The following is a 20,563-nucleotide window of genomic DNA, read 5'->3' as shown; positions in this document are numbered from 1 at the left end:
AGTTTTTCGGGTGTCGCCTGGCTTTTGCTACGCACCTGAGATTCCCGTCCCCGTCACGGAATGGCCGTTGAAACGCTATACGAGGTGTCATTACTCCAACCGAAGGAAATATCATGTGCCAAGACAAATGCGCCGGCGGCCTGCCTACCTGCAATCCCCATGCCTGCACCCAGGGTGCGGCTGGCGACCTGAACAAGGGTGTCGTGGTCACGATCCACAAATCTCAAGGGGCCCCCGCCTATGTCGACTTGGTCGATCTGGGCGAAAGCTCGGAAGACCATTGCATCGTCGATCTGTCCCCGGACGCTCCGATACGCTATGAAGTTCATATCATGCCGCTCCAGTGGGCGTCTGACAGCATCAAGCGTTTGGTGACCTGGAACAAAGGTATCGCCGAGCGCTGTGCCCAACGCCTGGCCGACAGCAAGCCCACCAGTGTCGTCATGCTGGAGGCCTACAAGGTCGCCACCGACAAGCTGCTCAGTGGCGTGCGTGTGAGTCCCAAGGGCGCTGCGGCGGCCGGCACGCTGCGTGAACTGCCCGCAGTCTCCAACTGACCACCAGGCAATACGCCTCCCTCCCAACTCACCGTCTCCTGGCGGTGAGTTTCTTTTGCCTGGGAGCTATACCCCAGCATGTCAATCAGAACGGAAAGGATCAGGAATGGTTGCAGAAGAACGCGGAGACTTCCGCTACGAGGTGCTGATCGAGCAACCACACGGCTGGATCCCGGCCTGGCCCCAGTCGGAGTTCGAGACCGACTCCGGCGCAGTGCTCCTGGCGCAAGGCCTGCGGACCGATGGGGAGATCGTCAAGATCGACAAGTACCACGCCGCCACGAACATGCACGTGGGCCAGGTCTCGTTCTGAGCAGGTCCTGAAAGCACGAAGCCACCTCCTTGAGGTGGCTTTCTCATGCCTGGGTGTCGACTCGGCGATCAGATCTGGTCTGCGTCGTCGTAGACCAGTACCCGGTCCCCCTGGACCATGATGCCCAGCGTCGCCAGCTGGTCCTTGCAATTGCGCACCTCGCGCCGGCGATTGCGGATGGACTCAGAATCGTTGCCGGCGCCGACAGCCTGGATCAGGGTGTCCAGCTGCCAACCCCCGGTTGGCGCATTCCGATGGGTCAGAATGTGTCGGGCGATCGCCTGGGCAACGCCTGAGTCGATCTTCGCCAGGGGCGCGGGATCGTAATAGAGATGCAAGTCTTCACGCAGCATCACAGCGAATGCCGGGTCGAAGGTGACCCGCCACAGCGAGCGAGCCTGTTGGGTCAGAGGATTGATTCGCTTGGCGGGAGACTCCTCGACCCGATCGAGGATGCCGCCGAGCACCTTGAGCTGCTGGGCCGGCACATCCAAGATGATCGAGGTCTCCCGCAGCTCCCGCAACATCTTCCACAGTGTGTCGCGCGAGTAGGCGGTCCCGCCGCCGACCGAAACCCGCACCTTGTACGGATCGACGAGCACCTGAAGGTGTCCCGTCGCAGGGATGATCCGGTGATCCTCCGCATTGCGGCAGATCGCTTCAACGATGTCGGCGTGCACCTGGCCGATCTTTCCCCGCACTGTCGCAGTCCCCCAAGGCGCGGTGATCACCCTTTCCATGTGCTTCGGCCGGCGAGTAGGCTGGTACAGCTGTAAGCGAGCCTGGTGTGCCGTGCTCGTGGGGATGGATTTGAGCAGTCCTGGCGCCGTTGCGGCAGGCTGCATCTCAGTGGTACTGGTCATGCGAAAGGGAAGATTACGGAAAGCACAGGGGGTCACCAGTTGCCTCCGTTTACATTGTTTGCCGAGGGCAGCAACACCAGAGGTGCTGCGCTCGGTTCGGGTGTCACCGGATTAAGGACGGCAGCGGGGGTATCTGCCGGTGCAGGAACCGTCGGTTCGGCCGGCGCAGCGAGGCGCACACGCTTTCGCATGTGTACGGCCTGGAGCACGCCGTCATGGCGGCGGCGATACCAGACATCATCACGCGGCGCGACATAGTTCTGCTTGCTGATGTTCCAGCGGACATACTCAGCCGCTGAACCCTCGATATCGAATTGCCGGGCTTCCTGCTCCGTCATGGGAGCGAGGAATGCCGCCCACCGAGCATTGTCCACCAGCACGCTCGAGCCGCGGGCGGCCTGCTGCATCGCGCCGGCGCCGCTCATGGCCGCTACTTTGCTGGTGTGGTGCACGTAGAGCACTGCGGCACCGGATTCTGCTGCCAGGCGTTCCAGCTGAGCCATCAGCTTCTTGGCGTCGAGGGTGGAGTTCTCGTCGAGCTGGTGGAAGCGGGATAGTGTGTCCAGGATCACCAAGCGCGCGCCTCGCGAAGCTTCCAGGAGCTGGGCAAACCAGTCTTCCACCATGATGTCGACATTCAGTCCGACGCAGTCTCGGTAATCGAAGTTCCGACCATCGATCTGCGCGTCACCCAGCACGGCCTGCACGCGGGAGGCCACGATCTGCTGGGCGTCTTCGGCTGCGAACAGTACCACCCGCCCCTGCTCCGGCCGCAGGTTCGTTAGGTTGATTTTCCGATCGAGGCGCTCGAACGTGCTTCCCACTTTCACGGTGCATGCGATGGCCAAAGCGACTTCCAGCGTCCAGTACGATTTGCCCACGCCGCCGGGGCTCACGAGGGCGCCGACGGTGCCCCGGACCAGGCCCGGAAGCACGAAGTCGATGTCGAGCTTCAAGGCCAGCAGCGACGCCAGATCCGTGCGCGCCGGCAGCTTCGCAACAGGGCGTTGACCTGCGCCAGCGGCGGAGGCAGTTTGTGCGGAAGCGGTTCGGGTTTGCGAGTCAGACACGAGGCGATGTAGGCTAGTTGGCGCACGGAAGTATACTTCAAACACGTCTTTTGCCTACATGAAATTTCCTCGACACACCCCCGCCGGCAGGCACAAACCACGCCGCGCGTGAGGAATCGCGAAGCGGGGCGTGTGTGTACGCAAGCGCTTGATATGAGCACTGGAGCGCCACCTACCATTACCTGTGCGTGCATCTCGAGGGGATGGAACACGTTGCTGCGTCGCAACGTCCGTACTCGTAAATTGCAACATACGATGATCTGGCTTATACTACACACAACCGTTGGGCAAAGACCCGATGGAGTAAGACAAGAAGATCAGTGTGCGGAAACATCATCAAGGACGTAACATGCTCATGACTCGAGTGGATATTGAAAAGAATTGGAATGACAATCATGGAAAAGGACAAAACAGTCGCACGTCGCGACCCGCTGCGTGAAGTTGTAGATTACGAAGATCTCGTCATCGCACGGGATCTGATCGCCCGCGGCCAGAACGTCGTTTACTGGTTGCGCTACCCCAAGCCGGCAGCTCCGCTGGGGCATATCCGCTACGAAGGCACGCGTCAGATCGCGACCTTCCTCCTGCCGCTTCTCCTCATGGCCGCCGGCGTGTTCGCCTGGGGCTGGGCCACACTCTGGGTCACCAGCCCCCTCGGATTGGCCCTCGGCTATGCGATGGACCGTCGCCTCCAGGCCGACATCCGCAAGACGCGTGCTCGCGATGAAGCCATCGACTGCGGCCGCTACCGCGCGGTCCAAATCCTGAGCGCACATCTCGGCATCCCCCCCGAAGAGATCACCCTGGAGATGGTTCAGAAGATGGCCATCGATTGCGTGAAGTTCGAGAAGTTCGTCGCTCAGCGCCGCAAGGAGCGTGAGGACGCCGAAAGCCGAGCCAACATCGCGCGTGCGGGCCGCCAGGACACCGCCCGTTCGTGGGCCCAGCGCGGTGGCCGTACCGCAGGTGCAGCGGCCGCTGGGGTTGCAGCCGGCTCGATCGCGTCGCATGCCGATGCAGATGGTGTGATCCCAGACTATGCTCTCGAGCAAAACATCATTCCGGCGGTCAATCCGGTTTCGGGACTGCCCATGATGAACGGCCCCTTCGGCGTCGACATCCACGGCAACGCATACGGCACCAACGGTTTCGACAACTGAACCACCTGCTCCAATAGCAGGCTTAAAGGCCTCCGCAGCTTCAGGCTCGGAGGCTTTTCTGTTCCTGGCCACTCTCCTGCGTACGGCAAGTAGTGCTTACCAAGAGGAAGGTGTCGCGCGCGAGTGGGTGCTGCACGCTGAGGGAGTGTCGTGCCAGCGGGAGTTGTGAGCTGCTGGGCGCCAAGCTGGATGAGAAAAGTCGGGCCGCGGAGTGGGGCTCGCAGAGCCGGCAAGTCCACAATGAAGATGAGACAGGACCCGAAGATGTTGAATCAAAAGTGCACGCCAGCGCCAGGCGAATCCAGTTTTCCTCTGGATAACTGGATGTAGCGGAGCGGAATAGATCTCAGACCAGGTGGTAAGAGGGACTCCAGGCCCGGGTGAAAATGCTCAACGGACTTGCCGCACATAGAGTGTCGTCACACCAGCATGCGCTCCAGGCTGGCGCCGAGGGGAATCGGGACGTCAGCACGATTCGCCGGACGCGATTCGCTTGCCCGCAGTCCGGGCCGGATGGCACGGATCTGCGTAGTCTAAGCAGCTCCAAGCTGAATCATTCCTCCACACAGCACCATTCAACTAGATCGTCTGGAGACACTCCAGGCCTGGGCGCCGTCCGGGTAATCCGGAACCTACGCTCAAGCAAACCCATGCCAGCAGTCCACTGTGAGGAACTCCGCGCGCGGGGCCACCTCAGGCCCCGCAGTCTCAGGGCCGACTCCGGCCCGGTGTCTCGCATTGTCGATGCACTTCCGGTCTGTCCAGGATCCATCTCGGCCGCCACCCTTCTCCGGTCGAAGCCTGAATTCAGGGCTCTCGCCCGCCCCCGAGCCAGGCTGGCGCAACACAATGACAGGTGAGTCCAGCGCCTAGCGATTTCGCCTACCCCAGGGCGAAATTGCGGAGCGGTTCGCAGCGCAAACAAGCAGCAGGCGGGACGCATTGCTCGCGCATTGCGAGATGCATACTCGCACAACTCCAGACGAGCCGGCATGACCGGGGTGGGCCTGAAGCGCCAGGCGAGCCATACTGGAGACGTGCAGGCCCTGCATGCGGGAGCAGCACCACGTGCGCCAGGCGCGAGGTTGTCTTTCATGTACGCCAGGAGCAGCGGGAACACGGCATTCCATCAACGATGGATTCCCGTGGGCACGCGGAGCGATGAGGTTGCAGGCCAGCGGCAGTGTAGTGCGGGAGGGTGAGCCCCCGCGGCCGCGGGGGCTGGGCCCAGACCTGAGCGATGTTGCGGGTGCCATGCGGGAGCGCGCCGGTGCATACCGGGGGGATGCGGGGCCGTGCGTGCTGGGGGGTGTGGGTCGTGCAAGCTCGGGGGATGTCGGGCCGCCAGCGCCAGCGACCGATACAAACCCGGGTCCTGATGGACCACGCTTCGAGTTGCCGCAACGGCCGCCGGCCCGCCCCGCCCCCCACGTACCTGTCGCGGGTCGCAGCCTTTCTCCACACAGAGCGGGAACGATCGCGCGACGCGCGATCGGGCCGAGCGGTTGAAGGCGGAGGGGATGATTTTGACGGGATGGGGAAGTCGCAGACTTCATCATGCCGGCGAAATTATTCCTGGAGCAAACCAGCACCAGGGGCATATGCGCGCCGAGGTTTCAGGCACACGACAAGGCACCGTGTAGCAAGCGCCAGCGCGCAGATGCAGTTCCACGCCGCCTGGGCCAGGCGCCATACACGCGCATCCGCATGCAGTCCGGCATGTCCGTAACGGGGGCCGTCAAGCGATACGCCTCCCCGCGCGATCATGTGCTCGCATTGCACACCCAGGCGACGCTGCGCCGTGCAGGCTGGCGCTTGTCTGCACACCATCGCGCCAGGTGCTTGCTGGCGTTGAAGGTCCCCAGCGGGGAACCTTCAACTCTAGTGAGACCAGCGGCGCGCAGGCGCCATGCCAGGAGATGCAAACCCGCACTTGAGGACCCGCCGCGCGGGGCCGGTTCCATGCGCGCGCAACTGCATCACCACGCCGGGGCGACGCTGGGCCTGGTGCACGCCCGGGGGAATGTGGGCCTCGTGCATGCTTGGGGGAAGGTGGGCCAGGCCCACTCGCGGATGTGGGGCCCGCGCCTGGGCGAATGAGTCTCCCATCCCTTCATTCTGCTGCTGCATCCACTCCGGTTCGACCGTAAGGCATCGGGCACGTTAAGCCGCCCATCTCACTGGGCCTGTACATCCATACAGCGCCAGCCTCCCGCAAGAGTTCCATCTCCTCCTTTCCTTCCCTTGCCCACGGCAACGTTTTTCTGGCGCAAGCAACGGACCGGTGTGCTCCCCTTTAGCTGGACGCAAACCTATCCTCTTACCCACCCAGCGAAGCGCCGTTTTTCTGTGCACGCGCAGCGGCTTCATGCGGTCGTTTCGTGCGCGGTTCCTGCCGCGTTTTGCGGTCGGCGTTTCGCTTGCCTGGCGCTGTGTGCGCTTGGAGCGGGTGGCGTCGTGCGTTCGCGGTGCCGGCGCGTTGCGGGCGTGGCTCGGGCTGTTCGCGTTCGCGGCGTCGTTCGGTGCTCGCGCGAGGTGCTGTGTGCCCGCGTTGCCAGGCGTTGCGCATCGCCTCGACGGTCATGCCGTATGCAGCCCCCTTGCGGATGGTTTGCGGCATTGCGCGATTCGAGGAGGTGGGGTTGGAGGGCTGGTGCGGCGCAGCTAGAGACCGCCACGCGTGGGCCTCGCGAAGCGGGGCCTTTGCGGCCGCGAAGCAAGAAATATAGAAAAGCTGAATCTGCCACATCCCACTTGTGCCGCCGCAGGTGGAGTGAGTCGGTCGAGGGGAGAAACGACCTGAGGGCACCGACGACGAAGACGCAACGAAAGGCGAGATCGAGGACCAAGCAAAGCGTAGGGTCCAAGACCTCTCCGACGTTAGAGTAGAGTCATGCAGCCGCTGGACGCTACCCGACGTTGTAAAACGGGCACAAGTGGGATGTGGCAGATTCATCTGGCACAGCCGTGCACGGCGCCAGCCGTGGTGCCGCCGGAGGCGAACGAAAACGAGGCTCGATTCCTATACTCAGGATCACCTCGGAGCACTTTTCATGGATAGCCTTTTCGACGACCAACACCTCCAGCCTCAGCCGCGCAACAACGACCCTGACTATCTCTCCAACACGCTCCACGATCTGCGGCTTGAAGACGACCGCCGCGGAGCCGAGCAAACCCGCATCCACGAGGAGATGAAGCTCGAAGGTTGGATCCGCGACCACTCCACCTCCGCCATCCTCGTGGAGGACGCGCAGACTCGAAAGGAGCTGCTCGACTTTCGCGACGCCGCCACAAAGGAAGAGCTCGACCGGGTGACCCGCCAAGGCGTTGACGCGTCGACTACTGAAGCAACTACCGAGGCGCCTGGCCTGGAGTCGCACGAAGACGCCATTGCACGCACCAAGGAAGGCGTTGATGACTTCACGCCAGGTGATTCCAATGTCGAGAAGGCGGACAAGCTTGCTGCCTCCGCGGAAAAGCCTACCAGTCTCGAGTCCTCGCTCGCTGCCATTCGCCTGAGCCCGGATCGGCAGCAGCGCCTGGTGATCACCGGCAACGAGGACGTCAAGCGCAAGTTCTATGAGCTGCTCGCGAAGGACGGCAAGGTGTTCTACCAGGGCGGCACCCCCATTATGGCGGTTGACCGGAAAGAAGCCGCTCAGTATCTCGCCCAGGCTGCCGAGAGGGTGCCGGGTATGCAGGTGGTGCACTCGCTGTCCGTGACGATGGACCGGGATAAGCCTGGGTTCATCGGCGCGATCACGTCCGGTATCGCCAACCGGCTCGGACGTAAGCACGAGATCGACTCTTTCGTTGTCGGTAACGAGAAGGACATCGAGGCAGGCCTGAAGGACGTCAAGGACTTCGTGACCACGCTCCAGAGCAGGCACGTCATCCCCAGCGGGGACGCTCCCCGTGGTGAATCGCTGCTGGGCTCCCAGGCCGACACCAAGGATTCGGTCAAGGTCAGCGCCAGCGCCGATCGCCAGCCGATCCGGCTGAAGGACGTCTCCAGCCTCTACGACTTGCTCGAGTCCCCGCTCGACAAGGTGGCTTCTTTCCGCGCTGAGCAGGAGTCCAAGATGGCATCGCGCCGGGAGTTTCGCGAGCAGCGCGAGGACGCCGACATCGCGAAGGCGAAAGAGAAGGCCGCCGAGGCTGCTGCTGGCGGCCAGGATGAGAAGGCTCGACCTCCGCACCAGCGCACGGTCGAGCTCGCTGAATCTTTCGACAAGCACTTCCAGACGCCATCCGTGCTGGGCACCGACAACGGTCACCGTCAGACCTATGCCGAGGCGATCGCTCGGCAGGCCGCAAGCATCTCGGATCCGGTCAAGCCGGAACTCGCCTCGTTGCCTGTTGAGCAACGCCAGAAGTTCGTCGTGCAGATGGCTTCGCTGCTCGAGAAGATCGGCGACAAGGAATTCGACAAGGGCGCCAAGAAGCCGAGCCTGGAGTTGGCCGGTGAAGGCGCCAAGGTGCGCGAGCGGTTGACCGACCTGGTGAACCAGGAGGTCGCCCGCGATGATCAATTTGCGGCGAAGGTCCCTGCCCTGCTCAAGGAGCTTGTCCACAACAAGGCGATCACTTCCAACCAGGCCGAGAGCATCGAGAAGAAGGTGACTGAGATGGCGGCTGAGAAGGCGCCTGAAGTCGCCTCCGCAGAGAAGCCTGCGCCTGCGCCCGCCGCGCCGGTGGCCGAGGCCCCTGCCGCCACCTCCCCGGTAGCGCAGCCGGCTGATACCGCCGCGCCAGCGGAGAAGCCGGGGGCTGAGGTAGTTACGGCCAAGCCTGAGGCGCCAGCGCAGAGCCAGGAGGTCCTCCCCGCCCGAGGCAAGCTCGAAGCCAAGATGGCGGAGATCTCGGCGCTCGAGCCAGGCAAGGTGTCTCCCGACCAGGCGATGTCCGTGCTCGCCGAACTGGATGCCAAGCAGACGAAGCCGCTGGCCGCCCTGGGTGCCGGTGAGGGTGCTGCGTCGACGACGACCGTGACCCGCCTGGAGGGGTTCCTCGAGAAAGCGGAAGCTGGCGACTTCGGATCTGAGGCGGCCGCCTATGCTGGAAACCTGAAGGACGCTCTGGCGCGCTGGAAGGAGAACGACCTCGAGCGCGCACAAGGCGCAGGCCTGACTGCGGAGCAGCACGCTGGACAAGTCGCGCAGACAAAGGCGGCAGAGTCCGCTTGGCACGACCAGCCGGTGGCCAACGCTGCGGTCGAGAAAGCGGCGCCAGCAGCGGAGGCAGAAAAGCAGCACACGCCCGTCGCAGAGGCACTCGCCCCGAACCCAGTGAAGGAACCTGCCGCGCCCACACCTGAGCAGCTGGCGAAGGAAGCCGAGCGTATGGAGGGCGTGCAGCGTCTGGCGCAGACTGAAGTGGCTGCGGGAAAGCTTCAGTTGATGATGGAAAACCCGGCCGGCGTACTCACCAACCGTGATAAGAGCTGGAACGAGCGCGAAGTACAGAATGTCGCCGACAAGGTGCTCGCGCTGGATCCAGACTCGATCAAGGGGCTGTCTCCAACCATGCGCGAACGCACTGTGGTGAACGCCTTCTGGGTGGCAACGTCCGCGCGCGACGGCAAGCTCCCGGGCTTCGACACGCCGGAAGGCAAGGAGAAGGTCCAGCAGATGCTCGACAAGGTTGCCGCGATTGTCGAAAAGGTACACGACGTCCAGGCCTCCGCGTCCGTGCTGGAGAATCTCAAAAAGGCGGACGCCGTGGTGGATCGCATGGCCCAACGCGAGAAAGCCGCGGAGCTTAGCTCAGTTGCTATCCGGGAACCCGCATCGGCACGCACACCGGACGCCGGCAGCGGCTCGGATACCGCCCGCGCGGCGCAAAACATGGCGCGCGACCTGGTGCACGTTGTGTATCGCAACGGATCGGTCAGCGAAGCACAGGTCAAGCACATGCTGAAGAACGCCGGCCGCATGACGCCACAGACCCTGAAGGGGCTGGACCCGTCGACGCGCGCGCAAGCTGCGGTCGCCCTCAAGACACTCGTGGCTGACGTCCGTGGAGGACTGCTGGGCGACTACTCGACGCTCAGCCCGGGCATTAAGAAGCTCGTCGCCAGCGCCCAACAGTCCTCCGACATCCTGCATTCGGCGCTCTCGAAGGATTCGTCTATGACTGTCGAGATGATCAAGGCCGTGGAGCAGCTGAAGGCGCCCGCCGAGCACCTGGACAAGAGCAGCACGCAGACGACCAAGGGCCTGGACAAGGATCCGTCGATGGCACAGGACGGTGGCGGTCGTGTCGCGCGAGGAGGCTCGTCTCTGGAGCGTTGATCGCAACCTTCTCGGCTACGCAGCAGCCCGCCATCCCGGAGGGCTGTTTGCCGTCACCACTCCGCGGCCTGGTCAGCCACGGCGCGCGCCAGCCGGCGCGTCGAGTTGGAGCCTAATTTCGCACTATACGAAGTGAGGCTATTACCCACTGGAGTGAAACTATGGAAAAACTGCAAGTGCAAGACCGCGTCGCCGATGAACTGCCCCACAGCCGTTTCCCGAACAAGGAAGCTGCTCGTGTGGTGACCCTGAGCGATATTTTGTGGAGCCGCCCCGGATCAGCCCGCCGCTCGAAGTTGTTGAACTACCTCCGCAAGGAAGATCGCGGAATACCCATCAACCGCAAGTGGCAGTTGCGCGACACCGATCCGGACATCAAGCAGCTACTGAAGAAGGGCCTGGCTGTCCGCAAGCGTGTTCACGCAACACGCAGTAGCGGTCAAACGTATCTTCGTGCGACTACGCTTGTCGCCTAACACCCCTCAGCCGCCCTCAGTGGGCGGCTTTCTGGTCCCAAATGCACAATTCTTGGGATCAAAAGGCCCAATAATGGTGCATAACGTATACCGAAATGTAAGACACCTTTGCACCTACTTGGATTGTGGCACCAGATATGGGCAATTGGCGGCTTTCTATCGGCTTTCGTGAGGACCGACAACATCGGTCAGTGGGCATATGGCGCACATCACCGTCAGTTGGTCTGATGGTATTTTGACTTCAGAACAAAGAAATTGCCGCCCGGGTGGGCGGCATTGTCATTTTGCTCGGAACTTCTTGGTGATTCCTGCCGTGCCCAATACCGCCTCATCACGGAATGAGGCTGCACACGATGGTCGGATATTTCGAGTGGCAGAAGGCGCTGTAGGAGCCTCCGCCGAGGACAACGTTAACCCATCCACTTCGAGAATTTCGCCCGTTATCAAGAGCTTTTTGACCAAACCGGGCTCCTGCGTCATCGACCAGCAAGGTAGCTGACTTCCCCTTGAATGTGGGCTGCCCTTGGTAGAAAAGGAGTGTCCCGCTGGATGTGTCAATAATCCAAATGGGCTGCTCTGGAGCAAAGCGTTCGATCTCCCCAGACGCGATCTTCTCTACAATGGTCATGACGTTTTCCGGCGGAACGCCATCGAGAAACGCCGTTAGTCGGGTGGTGTTCTGGATGGCCCGGGCGTTCTTGTCTTGCGCATGGGACACGGGTGGAAACGCCAAGATGCCGCACGTGAAGAGTGCGGCGCTCGCCTGCGTAAAAAGACGCAAAATTCGATTGGAAAAAGGCGAAATTGTCATGGCAAACCTTGACGAATGTATGGTTTCTAGCTAAATTCCCGCTCGCTGCAAGTGATTCTAGCTTTCGATAGCAGTCCCCATGTGGTAACCTTGATAGTGAAGCAAGCATAAGACGTTAACAATCAACGTTTCATATTCGCTGCTCGAGAACGCTTCTGACCATCAAGTCATGCGTAAAAGGATACATCTGAATCCATCCTCGAACGATTCACCTCCCAGCTACCTGGACTGGTGAACACCTGCGCCATCTGCGCCAGGTGCTGTAGAACGTATAGCTCAATTTGAGAAATCACCCCCAACTAACGCGGTTTATGAGCGGCTTTTTTGAACGTCCTGATTTACAAAGGAACCCGTCTGTGAAGGCTATGGGCGCTAAAGATCATGGAGGCGGCCGGCAGTCGACACTGGAGCACCGCCCTGGGAAGGCGAGACGCTCTCAGCGTGCCACCATTCTCGGAAAGCTAGAGTTTGAGATGGGCTTGGACATGTTGGCCGCTGCTCTCGGGTTGGAGGATGAGTCGCTCAAGGCGATCATCCAGGGAAAGCTCCCCGATGCGGACACCCGGTACTTCCCCCATATCTGTTCCCGACTTGATAGTGTAGGTATCCCCTCCTCGATTCTCGATGGCCTAGCGCCCGTCACTCCCCTGGTTCTAAATAAACTCAAGCAGCTTGCGGCCGGAGCTAAAGACCGGACGCCGCTGAGACGCAACAACTTTAAGCGGCTGGCCAAGGCGTTTGGCGAGAAGCTTGAGTTGTTGGCGGACGCGCTGGACATGCGCTTGAGTTCCATCACTGAAGTTGCAGATGGCCGGCTCAAGCTTGATGAGGAGCGGTTCGGTCATCTAAATCCGCGCTTGATGCGTGCGGGTTTCCCCAACGGTTGGTTGAATGAGGCCGAGCCAGAGCTTCCTCAGAAGCTCATCGATGGCTTAACGGCCTTGGCAAGGGAGGCCTCTGAAGAAGAGGCCGCTGAGGAAGCTGCTGTTGCCGAAGCTGAGGCAGCGCGCATCCTGGCTGCGTCCCCGGCGCCACAGGCGCCCCCCGCACCGGAAGCATCACCCGCAGTGCAACCGCCAAGCTCGGCGCCTCCGGATTTGAGCTTCGGTGGTCTTACCAAGCAGCTAAAAGGCGCCAAGGCCCCAACAAGACCAAAGACCTTTGAAGAGATTAAGAAACCCGCGATGGAGAAGGATATGAGTACCTCAAAGAAGAAAGCCGGGGGTGCTTCGGCCCCCGCGGCTACTGGTTCAAAGCTGATCGGTTCGACGTTGCTTACGCCTGCCGGCGCGGCCGCGAACCTCCCCCGTGGTGCCCGTAGTGCTGGCCGTGCGCTTACTGGGCGCCCAGCACCTCAACTTCCAGCCGAGTCCGGCGCCTCTGGCAAGCAGGCGGCAGCCCCTGAAAAGCAAGGTCTTCAGGGTATGCCCGCGCCAACACTCCGTCCGGCAACTACGGCCAAGCCAGCCGCCAATGCGCCGGCAGCCGCGAATCCCCAACAGCCGCTTCAGCGGCCAGAGCTAGTGGCGGCCGTACGCCAGGCACAGCGTCGCACGGAAAGCGCGGAGATCTCGCGTGAACAGTCAATTGCGCGCGCAGACGCCCTAGAGAAGTTGCTTGAAGGATCGCGCCGTAAGACAAAGGTTACCTTGTGGCGGGATCTATTGGGCCGCAGCTTGCCTTACTGGGGCAACATCCGCCGCGGTGGCATCCTGTTCAAGGACGATCTTGCCAATGACGTGATCAAGGCCTTGGGACTGCCAGAGGGCTGGCTCGACAACCCAACCTATCCGCCCGCAACGCTGTCGCCCTGGGTGATGGACCCTACCGTTCCGTTGCCCACTGGGGCCAATGACAGCAGCGCAGACACCGCCGCAGCCAAGAAGACCCCTGGAGCTAAAAAAGCCGCTGGTACGAAGAAGACTGCGACAAGCAAGGTACAGGAGACCGCTCAGCAAGAACAGGCCACGCAGCCGCAAGCTGCCGCTACGCCGGCTCCCAGCACGCCGGCCGCCGCACCCGCACCGGCCCCAGCTGCGGCTCCTACAGGTGAGCCGGGCTTTACTTGGACGCCCCCGGCCAATCCCGAGGCCCTTTCCGCGCCGGGACCGATCGCTCAAGCCCTAAGCCAGACCATCCTGAGGTTGTCCGAGGAGGGCAAGCTGCTCGAGCAGGACGCAATGCGAGCGCTGTACTACCTGATGAACCGTTGAGGCATCACCGCCCCGCCTAAAGAGCCCGCAGTTTGCGGGCTTTTTCATTTCAGGGTTGTCGGTTGTGCAAAGATACGCGACAACTCGCCATATGCCTATCTGATTTTCGCTAGTCCTTTCTTGCCGCCTTTCTCGCTATACGAGTTAGGCCATAACCGAAAGGACAATCATGCAGAAATCATTCGCGCTTTGGCACGGAGGTATGCGTTGGGACTCTGATCCCGAAGTGCAGGCCCCGCGCGCCGGCCGCTACGAGTGCGGACCCGGCATCTACCTGAGCACCGACTATGAGGACGCATACCGCTATGCGCGCGGAGGCAAGGTCACCACCCTGGTGACGCTCACCTCCGAGCTGAGCCTACTCGAGAACACCCGACTGCCGTTGGACACTGTGGTGGACTTCGTCAAGGGCCTCGAGCGCCTCAAGCACCGCAAAGAGATCCTCGCCGATCTGCACGCGAACGTTGCCCGCAAGGTTGACGCTCACGTGGTCCGCGCAGAGATTAATGCCCAGGTTCTCGTGAACCTGTGCGTCAACTACGAGGCCGTCGCCGGCAAACCCGGCGTTGCGCTGGCCCGCTGGCTCGCCGAGCAGGGCATCGATGCCGCCTGGCATACCCCGAACGGCAGAAAGCATTGGCTCGTCGTATTCAATCCCAAAGTGATCAAGTCCTACAAGGTCATCCGCGCCGCGGACGTGACCCTGGACATGCGTCACCTGCCCAAGCACTGAAATTCTCTCATCACAACCCAAGGAAATACATCATGAACAAGCAATTCCAGCAAGCCGTCATCGTCCTGAAGGCCGCCCATGAAAATTTCGCCGCCGGCGCCATATCGTCGCTTGCGCATAGCCACCAGCGCGAGTCGGCCCTGGCCGGCGCGCTCCATGCGATGGCGGCGTCATTCAGCGTCCAGCTCAAGGGCTACCTGCACATCAACGCGCGCGGTGAATTCAACATTTTTGCCGAAGGCAAGTATGGTGAATTCGCTCAGTGGTTGAACAAGGCCAATCCGCGATGCGGCATTTACCCGCCCGCGATGCTGACGCCCGATTCGTCGTGGTGCTACATGAACCACTTTGATGTGGAGCGTATGGTGCTGGCCTACTTCGCGGCCGAAGCTGTGAAGCCCAAAGCGCGCAATATCCTGGCTCGCCGGCTTGCTGCGGCCCTGGCCATGCCTTCGGCAATGGTGATGGCCTGATCGAGGTTTCCCCGCGTCCGCGCGGGGAGCTATACAGAGAGACTTTTCCGAGAAAGCACACTATGTCGAAGCTCTATTTTCGCTACGCCGCCATGAACGCGGGCAAGTCCACGCAGCTCTTGCAGATCGCTCACAACTACGAGTCCAACAAACGGCTCGTAGCCCTGTGGACGGCCAAGGTGGATGTCCGCTTCGGCGAGGGACTCGTCACGTCGCGCCTCGGCGCACAACGTGTGGCCCCCGTCTTCGATCGCGACACCGATTTCAAGGTGGCCGTGCGCGATTTCGGCCTCAAGGCCGGTCAGAACGTCGGCGCTGTGCTCATCGATGAGGCTCAGTTCCTCACCGCTGAGCAGGTCCAGACACTGCACCTGGCCGCGCACCAGTTCAACGTGCCGGTGATGTGCTTTGGTCTGCGTACCGATTTCCAGGGTCACCCCTTTCCGGGGTCTGCCATGCTGCTCAGCCTGGCGGAGGACATCGAGGAGATCCGGAACACATGCGAATGCGGCTCCAAGGCCACAATGAACATCCGTACCGACGCAGAGGGCAATCGCTTGCGTCAAGGCCCCAGGGTCCTGATCGGCGATGCCCAGTACCGCGCCGTCTGCGGCGACTGCTTCCACGACGTGGTGAAAATTCCGCGTCGCCTGGCCGCATAACGCTGCACCTCCAAGGCCGCCCTTCCCGGGTGGCCTTTTTCACGCCCATGAAAAAGCCCCGCCAGCATAACTGGACGGGGCGTAGAGGCTTGGTGCCCTTACAGCGACTTCAACACAGTGGTGTACTCCAGTTCCGCGCGCGCCGCAGCGTCGCGGGACGGGAACGTAAAGTCGCCCGGTTCTCCCAGGCCAGCACGGCGATCATCGCAGACGATGCGCCACTTCTTGTCGGCGTAGTTGTTGCTCACGCAGCCAATGCCGCCATTGAGGTGGCTGACGTTGCCTACGTAGTAGCCACCATGGCGCCAGCGCGAGAACGACGGATGCCACGTGAAGATGCCGATTCGGCGCCGGCCGGAGCCGTCCGCCACCGGAGCAGATTCCACCAGCACCACGAACTTGCCCTTGAACGCGTCGCGCAGCGCTTCGACGTCCTGGACCAGTCGCTCCTGCTGAAGCGAATAGCCCTTCGGGACCACTTTCGGCGCGGTGCCGAACTCGTGGATCTTGGGGCGCCCCGGGCGCTTGTGCGGCGCCACGGTCGGGCCAGCGGGCCCGGTGCTGGAGATCGAAGCATCGGTGACCTGGAGCCGGCACGAAGTTGCTCCTGCTGGCGCATCGACTGGCCGAGCGCTGGGATAGTCCAGAAGGACATCCACTCGGCCCATGTCTATGGCGTTGTGGCGCAGGCCGATGATAAAGGCCGCGCTGGGGTTTCCGATCACCTTCGCCAGGTGGCCGACAGTGAAACCGCCCAGCGTGTCGCCGGCCGCCATTCGCCACTCTTGATCAGTCGGTGCCGCGCAGGCTGCGGTCAAGGCAGGGGTAACAGTGGTTTGGGTGTTCAGCATGATTTCTTCCTTGTGGATGGCAGTGAGGTACTGCCGAAATGGCCTCACTGCGTATAGGCCGGTGAAGGAAGCGCCGCGCCGCCCGAACTCTGTGGTCTGGTCAGCCGGTGGCATGCTCCGAAATGAAAAAGCCCCTCATAGAGGGGCGGAGGGGTGTCGTGCCTATGCTGTCGTTTCGGCCAGGTCGAGAGCTACCACGATCTGCTTGCGGCAGTAGGACTCGTACTGATGGCGAGTGCCCGCCTTTTCGGATTCCTTGACGCCAGCTAGCAGTGTGGCCAGCGTCAGTTGGAATACCTGGTTGAGATCGGGATTGAGCGCCTCGACGAGGGCCTTGGCCGCAGAGACGATGCTCGCGTCCGCGTTGCCATTGTTGATGCGCTTCTGGAGCTCGTAGTTCGCTTGCGCGGCGGACAGAGAGTCTTGCGCCAGCTTCCTGGCGGTCCGCATGATTTCGTCACGATCTGTCGATTCCGTCAACCATTGCAGCATCATATTCATCGCCAGGGCTTGGCGTTCGTCTATGAGCTTCTTGCTTGTGGGGAAGGCCATCGCTATAGCGACGGACTGGACCACGGAATGGTACGGGGTTTTGCAGAAGAGCATGAGCGCCTTCAGCGTGATTTCCGTACTGCACACATCCAAGACGGCCCGCATCGGTATGTCCGTCTGCGGATAGCCGGCCTTCTCGGCGTGGGCGGTAAGTGCTGCGATGTCCGAAGCGGAAAGAATCGATTGGAGCTTTTGATAGTGGATTTTCATTCTGACTTCAGTGTTTCCTCTGGCGACATTGCCTTCAAGGTATAGCGCGGCGGTCAGCATCGTGCTGAGCATGAAAAAGGCCCAGCATCGTGCTGGGCCTGGAGGGGGAGCCGCTTAGAGCTCGCCGGCCTTGTGCAGTGCCGTGAGTTCCTGGGCGATTTCGTCGTAATTCACCTCTTGACGGTACGGCGCGAACTCCGGGAACGGGTCCGTGAAATAGGCGTCGGCCGGGACGGCTTTTTCTATCCAACGTTCACGCTTCGCCAGCTGCATGAGCTTGGCCGTCGTCAGCTGTCCCTTAGCGGTAACCGACGTTTTCAGCTGAACGCGCACCTGCTGATCGCTCAGCAGAAAAAGCGCCAGGCATGCTGTGGGCCGGTTAGACCATTCGTCGCAGGTCTGATCCAACGCCTGATACTTCGGATACAGGTGCTCGTAGGTAGAAATCGAATAGTCGACGTCTGCCACAGGCTCTTTGCCGTTGCCGGCATCGAGCACACTCAGGATCTCGGCAGGTACCGTGCAGCGTAGGTAGCGTTCCAGGAACGTCTCGCCGGGGCTCTTGTCGATCCGTGCCAGCGATCCGTCTTCGTTGGTCAAGACCACTGCAAGCTTGACAGCTGCATACCAGCGCTCCTTTCCAGCATTGATCTGCCGGCGGGCGTTGCGCTCGAGCTCGATGCCCAGGCGCTCGTTGTAAGCCGAGTTCAAGGCTTCGATACCGATGACCCGGTACTTTCTGCCAGCGATCGCGTGTGCGACATAGTCCTCCAAGTCTACCTTGTAGCCAGGCTCCGGTGCGAGTGCGACGAGCGCCCCCAGACCTATTGCGTCGCCATCGGCAGACAGGTGTTGAACCTTGGATTGCTCGTCGAAATGGGTAATGTAGATAGACATGTTGCTTTCCTTCCAAATAAGTTGATGACCTGTTCACGTATAGGCAGAGCACCTCCGCTCATGCTGACCAGACGGGAAGCGCTCGAGCCTGGTCAAGAGGTTTGCGCAGCCGGCAGCCGGGATGCGAGAGCTGCGTCCGGAACGCCATAAAAAAAGCCCCTCATTCACGAGGGGCTCGGGCGGAAGGACAGGCCTTACTTGGCGGGACGCAGCTGGATTGGCGCCGATTCACGGCCGGTCTCGAAGGTGCGCGCCACGCCGTCGGTGATCACGGGCTTGTACACCGACAGGTCTTTCTTCGGATAGCCCATGGTGCGCATCAGGAAACCCTGCGGAATCTGGTCCAGCGCCGTCTCGTAGACGCGCTTCTGGTCGATCAGGCGGGTCTGCGCAGTCTGGAATTCATTGCGGCCAGCCTCGATGAGGGTCTGGATCTTGACGTACAGCTGTTCGGACACCACCGGGTTCTGCTCGGTGATCATCTGGAACACCGCCTTGGAGCCATCGGCACCGTAGCGCCCTTCGAGCGCCTCGCGCGCGACCTTCACCAGATCGTCACGCATCATCTCGGGCACTTGCACGGCCTCGAGGAGCTTCTGGGTGTAGTTGGAGAGGATGTTCTGGTTGTTGGTCCAGGTGGCATCCAGCGCCTTCTCCAGCCGGTTGGCCGTGTTGCCTGCCGACACGAACATCATGATGACCGTGGCGATGACTGCGGCGATCACCCCGAGGACGATCAGGGCAATCACGCCGGCGCTGCCAGTTTGGGACTTACGATTCATAGAAATCTCCTAAGAGCGATAGGTAGTTGAAAGAAAAGGACTAACGGAAACGACGGAAACGTCGAGGGGCACCGGACACGCCATCGCGGGCGAGGTAGAAGGACAGGCCGACCGACACGATCACGGAAACGACGAAAAGCAGCACCAGCAGCCAGGTGGGCGGCTCAATCAGCGTCTTGAGGTACTCGAAGTCCTTCATGCTCTTGCGTTCGAAGGCGCGAGCGATGTGCTGTTCGAGCATGTCCACCACGGCCGGCGCGGAGGCCTCTTTCATGGCCGTGGTTGCGTCCCGCAGTTCCACCTTGAACGTATGGTTGTCGGTCCAGCTGATGACGCGGGCCCAGTCGATCTTGGGATACTCCGGAGTGCCCAGCACCAGGACTACATCGTTCTTCTTGCCCCCCAGCCAGGCGGCTTCCAGGGCCTCTGCATACATCGAGTCGTGCTTGGTCATCACGATGATCGCGTTGACCTGCTTGCTGGGCCCCAGCTTGCGCAGGGCGAGCGCCAGCCTCATGTTCCAGTCGCCCACATCGGGCACAGCCACGTTTACGGGCAGAACGCGATTCACGTAGTGGTAGTCGTAGACGTCTGCTGGGTAGGCCGGAATGTCCGCGCGATAGCGCTCCAGCGCGTCCTGGCCGGCACCCTTGTTGAACAACGACTCGGGGGCTGCCTTGATGTAATTCAGGTGCCAATGAGTCTGAGCCACCGGGTCGCCGATCTGGGCGCGCTTGAAGCGTTCAGGCACGATCAGGCCTTGGCGGTCTTCACGACGGATGTCGATGTCGCCGACAGTCGTATAGAGCGTATGGTCGATATCGTAGAGATGCTCGTAGCAGGTGTCGCACGTCGTGGTGCAGCTGCGGCTCGTACCCGAGCCTGAGCAGCTCTCGCGGCAGTTGCAGGTGTAAGAATGCTCACAGGAGACCTGGTGGGATTCCTTCCGGTGGACCTCCCCGTTGAGCAGCTCGGTGTCGGCCGCGGTGATGTACCGGCCGCCGAAGAATCCGATGGTCACGACCAGGCACCCGACGGCCAGGTTGATCCCCAGCTCACCGAAAGTGATTTCGTGGCCAAAGATGCGCTTGGCGACAAAAGGCCAGGCCAGGGGGAACACCAGCAGCAGAAGAAGATAGTGCATGGAAGTTGCGTAATGGCTGCTTACGCAGCATAAAATCGTTTAGCTTTCAATCACGGCCAGTGGCAATAAAGCCACGCATGAGCGTAGCTTTATGTACATACGAGTCGTCGATCGGATCAGTTGTTGCCAGCTGTCTCGCCGGGCAGTTCCGTCAGTTCGCGCACAAACCGCGCGGGCGTCGACTTGGCGTGGCGCGCAACCCACTCCTGAGCTTCGGATTTCCACTCGAAAGAGGACTCGATTTTGAGCTCATGCACGCCCTTGTTGTGCAGGACCATCAGGCGCAGTGCCTCGGCCATCCAGGCGATCGCGGCACGCTGGTCCAGGGAGGCGTATTCAACGACGGACGCGCTGACGGTCCAGACGTCCACCTTGCCGCCTTCCTTCAGCGTTTGCATCCGCGCGGTGGCGTAGTCGATCGCCGTCTGGCATTGGCTGATGTCCAAGCCGGCGATGTAGTCAGGGATGCTGGTGCGAATGGTCATGGCTATAAACAGCAGTCG

At 61.5% G+C, this 20,563-nt stretch carries 18 protein-coding genes; 9 read left to right on the top strand and 9 right to left on the bottom strand.

Annotated features, from left to right (window positions below; translation table 11 throughout):
• Positions 1–113: 113 nt before the first annotated feature.
• Together HWY37_RS17735 and HWY37_RS17730 are read left to right on the top strand one after the other, a co-directional pair.
• Complete coding sequence (locus tag HWY37_RS17735) at positions 114–557, top strand: hypothetical protein (RefSeq protein ID WP_176089350.1); 444 nt, start codon at positions 114–116, stop codon at positions 555–557.
• 106 nt (positions 558–663) lie between these two features.
• Positions 664–870 carry a hypothetical protein gene (locus HWY37_RS17730; protein WP_176089349.1) on the top strand — a complete coding sequence of 69 codons (207 nt, stop codon included), beginning with the start codon at positions 664–666 and terminating at the stop codon, positions 868–870.
• A 68-nt stretch (positions 871–938) separates the two neighbouring features.
• Here HWY37_RS17730 and HWY37_RS17725 read toward each other — a convergent pair whose 3' ends face one another.
• Both HWY37_RS17725 and HWY37_RS17720 read right to left on the bottom strand, forming a co-directional pair.
• Complete coding sequence (locus HWY37_RS17725; RefSeq protein ID WP_176089348.1) at positions 939–1,610, bottom strand: ABC transporter ATPase; 672 nt, start codon at positions 1,608–1,610, stop codon at positions 939–941.
• 155 nt (positions 1,611–1,765) lie between these two features.
• On the bottom strand, positions 1,766–2,848 hold the full coding sequence (locus HWY37_RS17720) for a helicase RepA family protein (protein ID WP_176089347.1): 1,083 nt from the start codon (positions 2,846–2,848) through the stop codon (positions 1,766–1,768).
• A gap of 350 nt (positions 2,849–3,198) precedes the next feature.
• Between HWY37_RS17720 and HWY37_RS17715 the strand changes: the two genes are divergently transcribed.
• The 3 genes from HWY37_RS17715 (at position 3,199) to HWY37_RS17705 (ending at position 10,732) form a co-directional block, all read left to right on the top strand.
• Positions 3,199–3,963 carry a hypothetical protein gene (locus tag HWY37_RS17715; RefSeq protein ID WP_176089346.1) on the top strand — a complete coding sequence of 255 codons (765 nt, stop codon included), beginning with the start codon at positions 3,199–3,201 and terminating at the stop codon, positions 3,961–3,963.
• Positions 3,964–7,016: 3,053 nt separating this feature from the next.
• Entirely contained in the window at positions 7,017–10,256 is a 3,240-nt protein-coding gene (locus HWY37_RS17710; RefSeq protein WP_176089345.1) for a hypothetical protein, read from the top strand.
• A gap of 161 nt (positions 10,257–10,417) precedes the next feature.
• Positions 10,418–10,732, top strand: coding sequence for a hypothetical protein (locus tag HWY37_RS17705; protein WP_176089344.1), 315 nt, complete (start codon positions 10,418–10,420; stop codon positions 10,730–10,732).
• Between the two features lie 331 nt (positions 10,733–11,063).
• Here HWY37_RS17705 and HWY37_RS17700 read toward each other — a convergent pair whose 3' ends face one another.
• Complete coding sequence (locus HWY37_RS17700; protein WP_176089343.1) at positions 11,064–11,543, bottom strand: hypothetical protein; 480 nt, start codon at positions 11,541–11,543, stop codon at positions 11,064–11,066.
• A gap of 479 nt (positions 11,544–12,022) precedes the next feature.
• Here HWY37_RS17700 and HWY37_RS17695 point away from each other — a divergent pair, with 479 nt between their 5' ends.
• From HWY37_RS17695 to HWY37_RS17680, 4 genes are all read left to right on the top strand, one after another.
• The gene (locus HWY37_RS17695) at positions 12,023–13,756 is read left to right on the top strand and encodes a hypothetical protein (protein ID WP_176089342.1); all 1,734 of its coding nucleotides are present in this window, start codon (positions 12,023–12,025) and stop codon (positions 13,754–13,756) included.
• 169 nt (positions 13,757–13,925) lie between these two features.
• Positions 13,926–14,489 (top strand): hypothetical protein, encoded by a 564-nt coding sequence (locus HWY37_RS17690; RefSeq protein WP_176089341.1) that lies wholly within the window; start codon positions 13,926–13,928, stop codon positions 14,487–14,489.
• Between the two features lie 32 nt (positions 14,490–14,521).
• Positions 14,522–14,962, top strand: coding sequence for a hypothetical protein (locus HWY37_RS17685; RefSeq protein WP_176089340.1), 441 nt, complete (start codon positions 14,522–14,524; stop codon positions 14,960–14,962).
• Positions 14,963–15,024: 62 nt separating this feature from the next.
• Positions 15,025–15,624: a thymidine kinase gene (locus HWY37_RS17680; RefSeq protein ID WP_176089339.1), complete on the top strand. Its 600-nt coding sequence runs from the start codon at positions 15,025–15,027 to the stop codon at positions 15,622–15,624.
• Positions 15,625–15,722: 98 nt separating this feature from the next.
• On the opposite strand, the gene HWY37_RS17675 is transcribed toward HWY37_RS17680, so the two are convergent.
• The 6 genes from HWY37_RS17675 to HWY37_RS17650 form a co-directional block, all read right to left on the bottom strand.
• Positions 15,723–16,475, bottom strand: coding sequence for a hypothetical protein (locus HWY37_RS17675; protein ID WP_176089338.1), 753 nt, complete (start codon positions 16,473–16,475; stop codon positions 15,723–15,725).
• Between the two features lie 162 nt (positions 16,476–16,637).
• Positions 16,638–17,309, bottom strand: coding sequence for a hypothetical protein (locus tag HWY37_RS17670; RefSeq protein WP_176089337.1), 672 nt, complete (start codon positions 17,307–17,309; stop codon positions 16,638–16,640).
• A gap of 42 nt (positions 17,310–17,351) precedes the next feature.
• Positions 17,352–18,134 (bottom strand): hypothetical protein, encoded by a 783-nt coding sequence (locus HWY37_RS17665; protein ID WP_176089336.1) that lies wholly within the window; start codon positions 18,132–18,134, stop codon positions 17,352–17,354.
• A 194-nt stretch (positions 18,135–18,328) separates the two neighbouring features.
• On the bottom strand, positions 18,329–18,916 hold the full coding sequence (locus HWY37_RS17660) for a hypothetical protein (RefSeq protein WP_176089335.1): 588 nt from the start codon (positions 18,914–18,916) through the stop codon (positions 18,329–18,331).
• A gap of 40 nt (positions 18,917–18,956) precedes the next feature.
• Positions 18,957–20,060: a hypothetical protein gene (locus HWY37_RS17655; RefSeq protein WP_176089334.1), complete on the bottom strand. Its 1,104-nt coding sequence runs from the start codon at positions 20,058–20,060 to the stop codon at positions 18,957–18,959.
• A 116-nt stretch (positions 20,061–20,176) separates the two neighbouring features.
• Complete coding sequence (locus HWY37_RS17650; protein WP_176089333.1) at positions 20,177–20,545, bottom strand: hypothetical protein; 369 nt, start codon at positions 20,543–20,545, stop codon at positions 20,177–20,179.
• Positions 20,546–20,563 lie beyond the last annotated feature (18 nt).

Source organism: Achromobacter anxifer, from assembly GCF_903652925.1.
GTDB lineage: Bacteria > Pseudomonadota > Gammaproteobacteria > Burkholderiales > Burkholderiaceae_B > Achromobacter > Achromobacter anxifer.
Note: the sequence above shows the minus strand (reverse complement) of the source record. Positions and strands in the feature narration are given on the sequence as shown.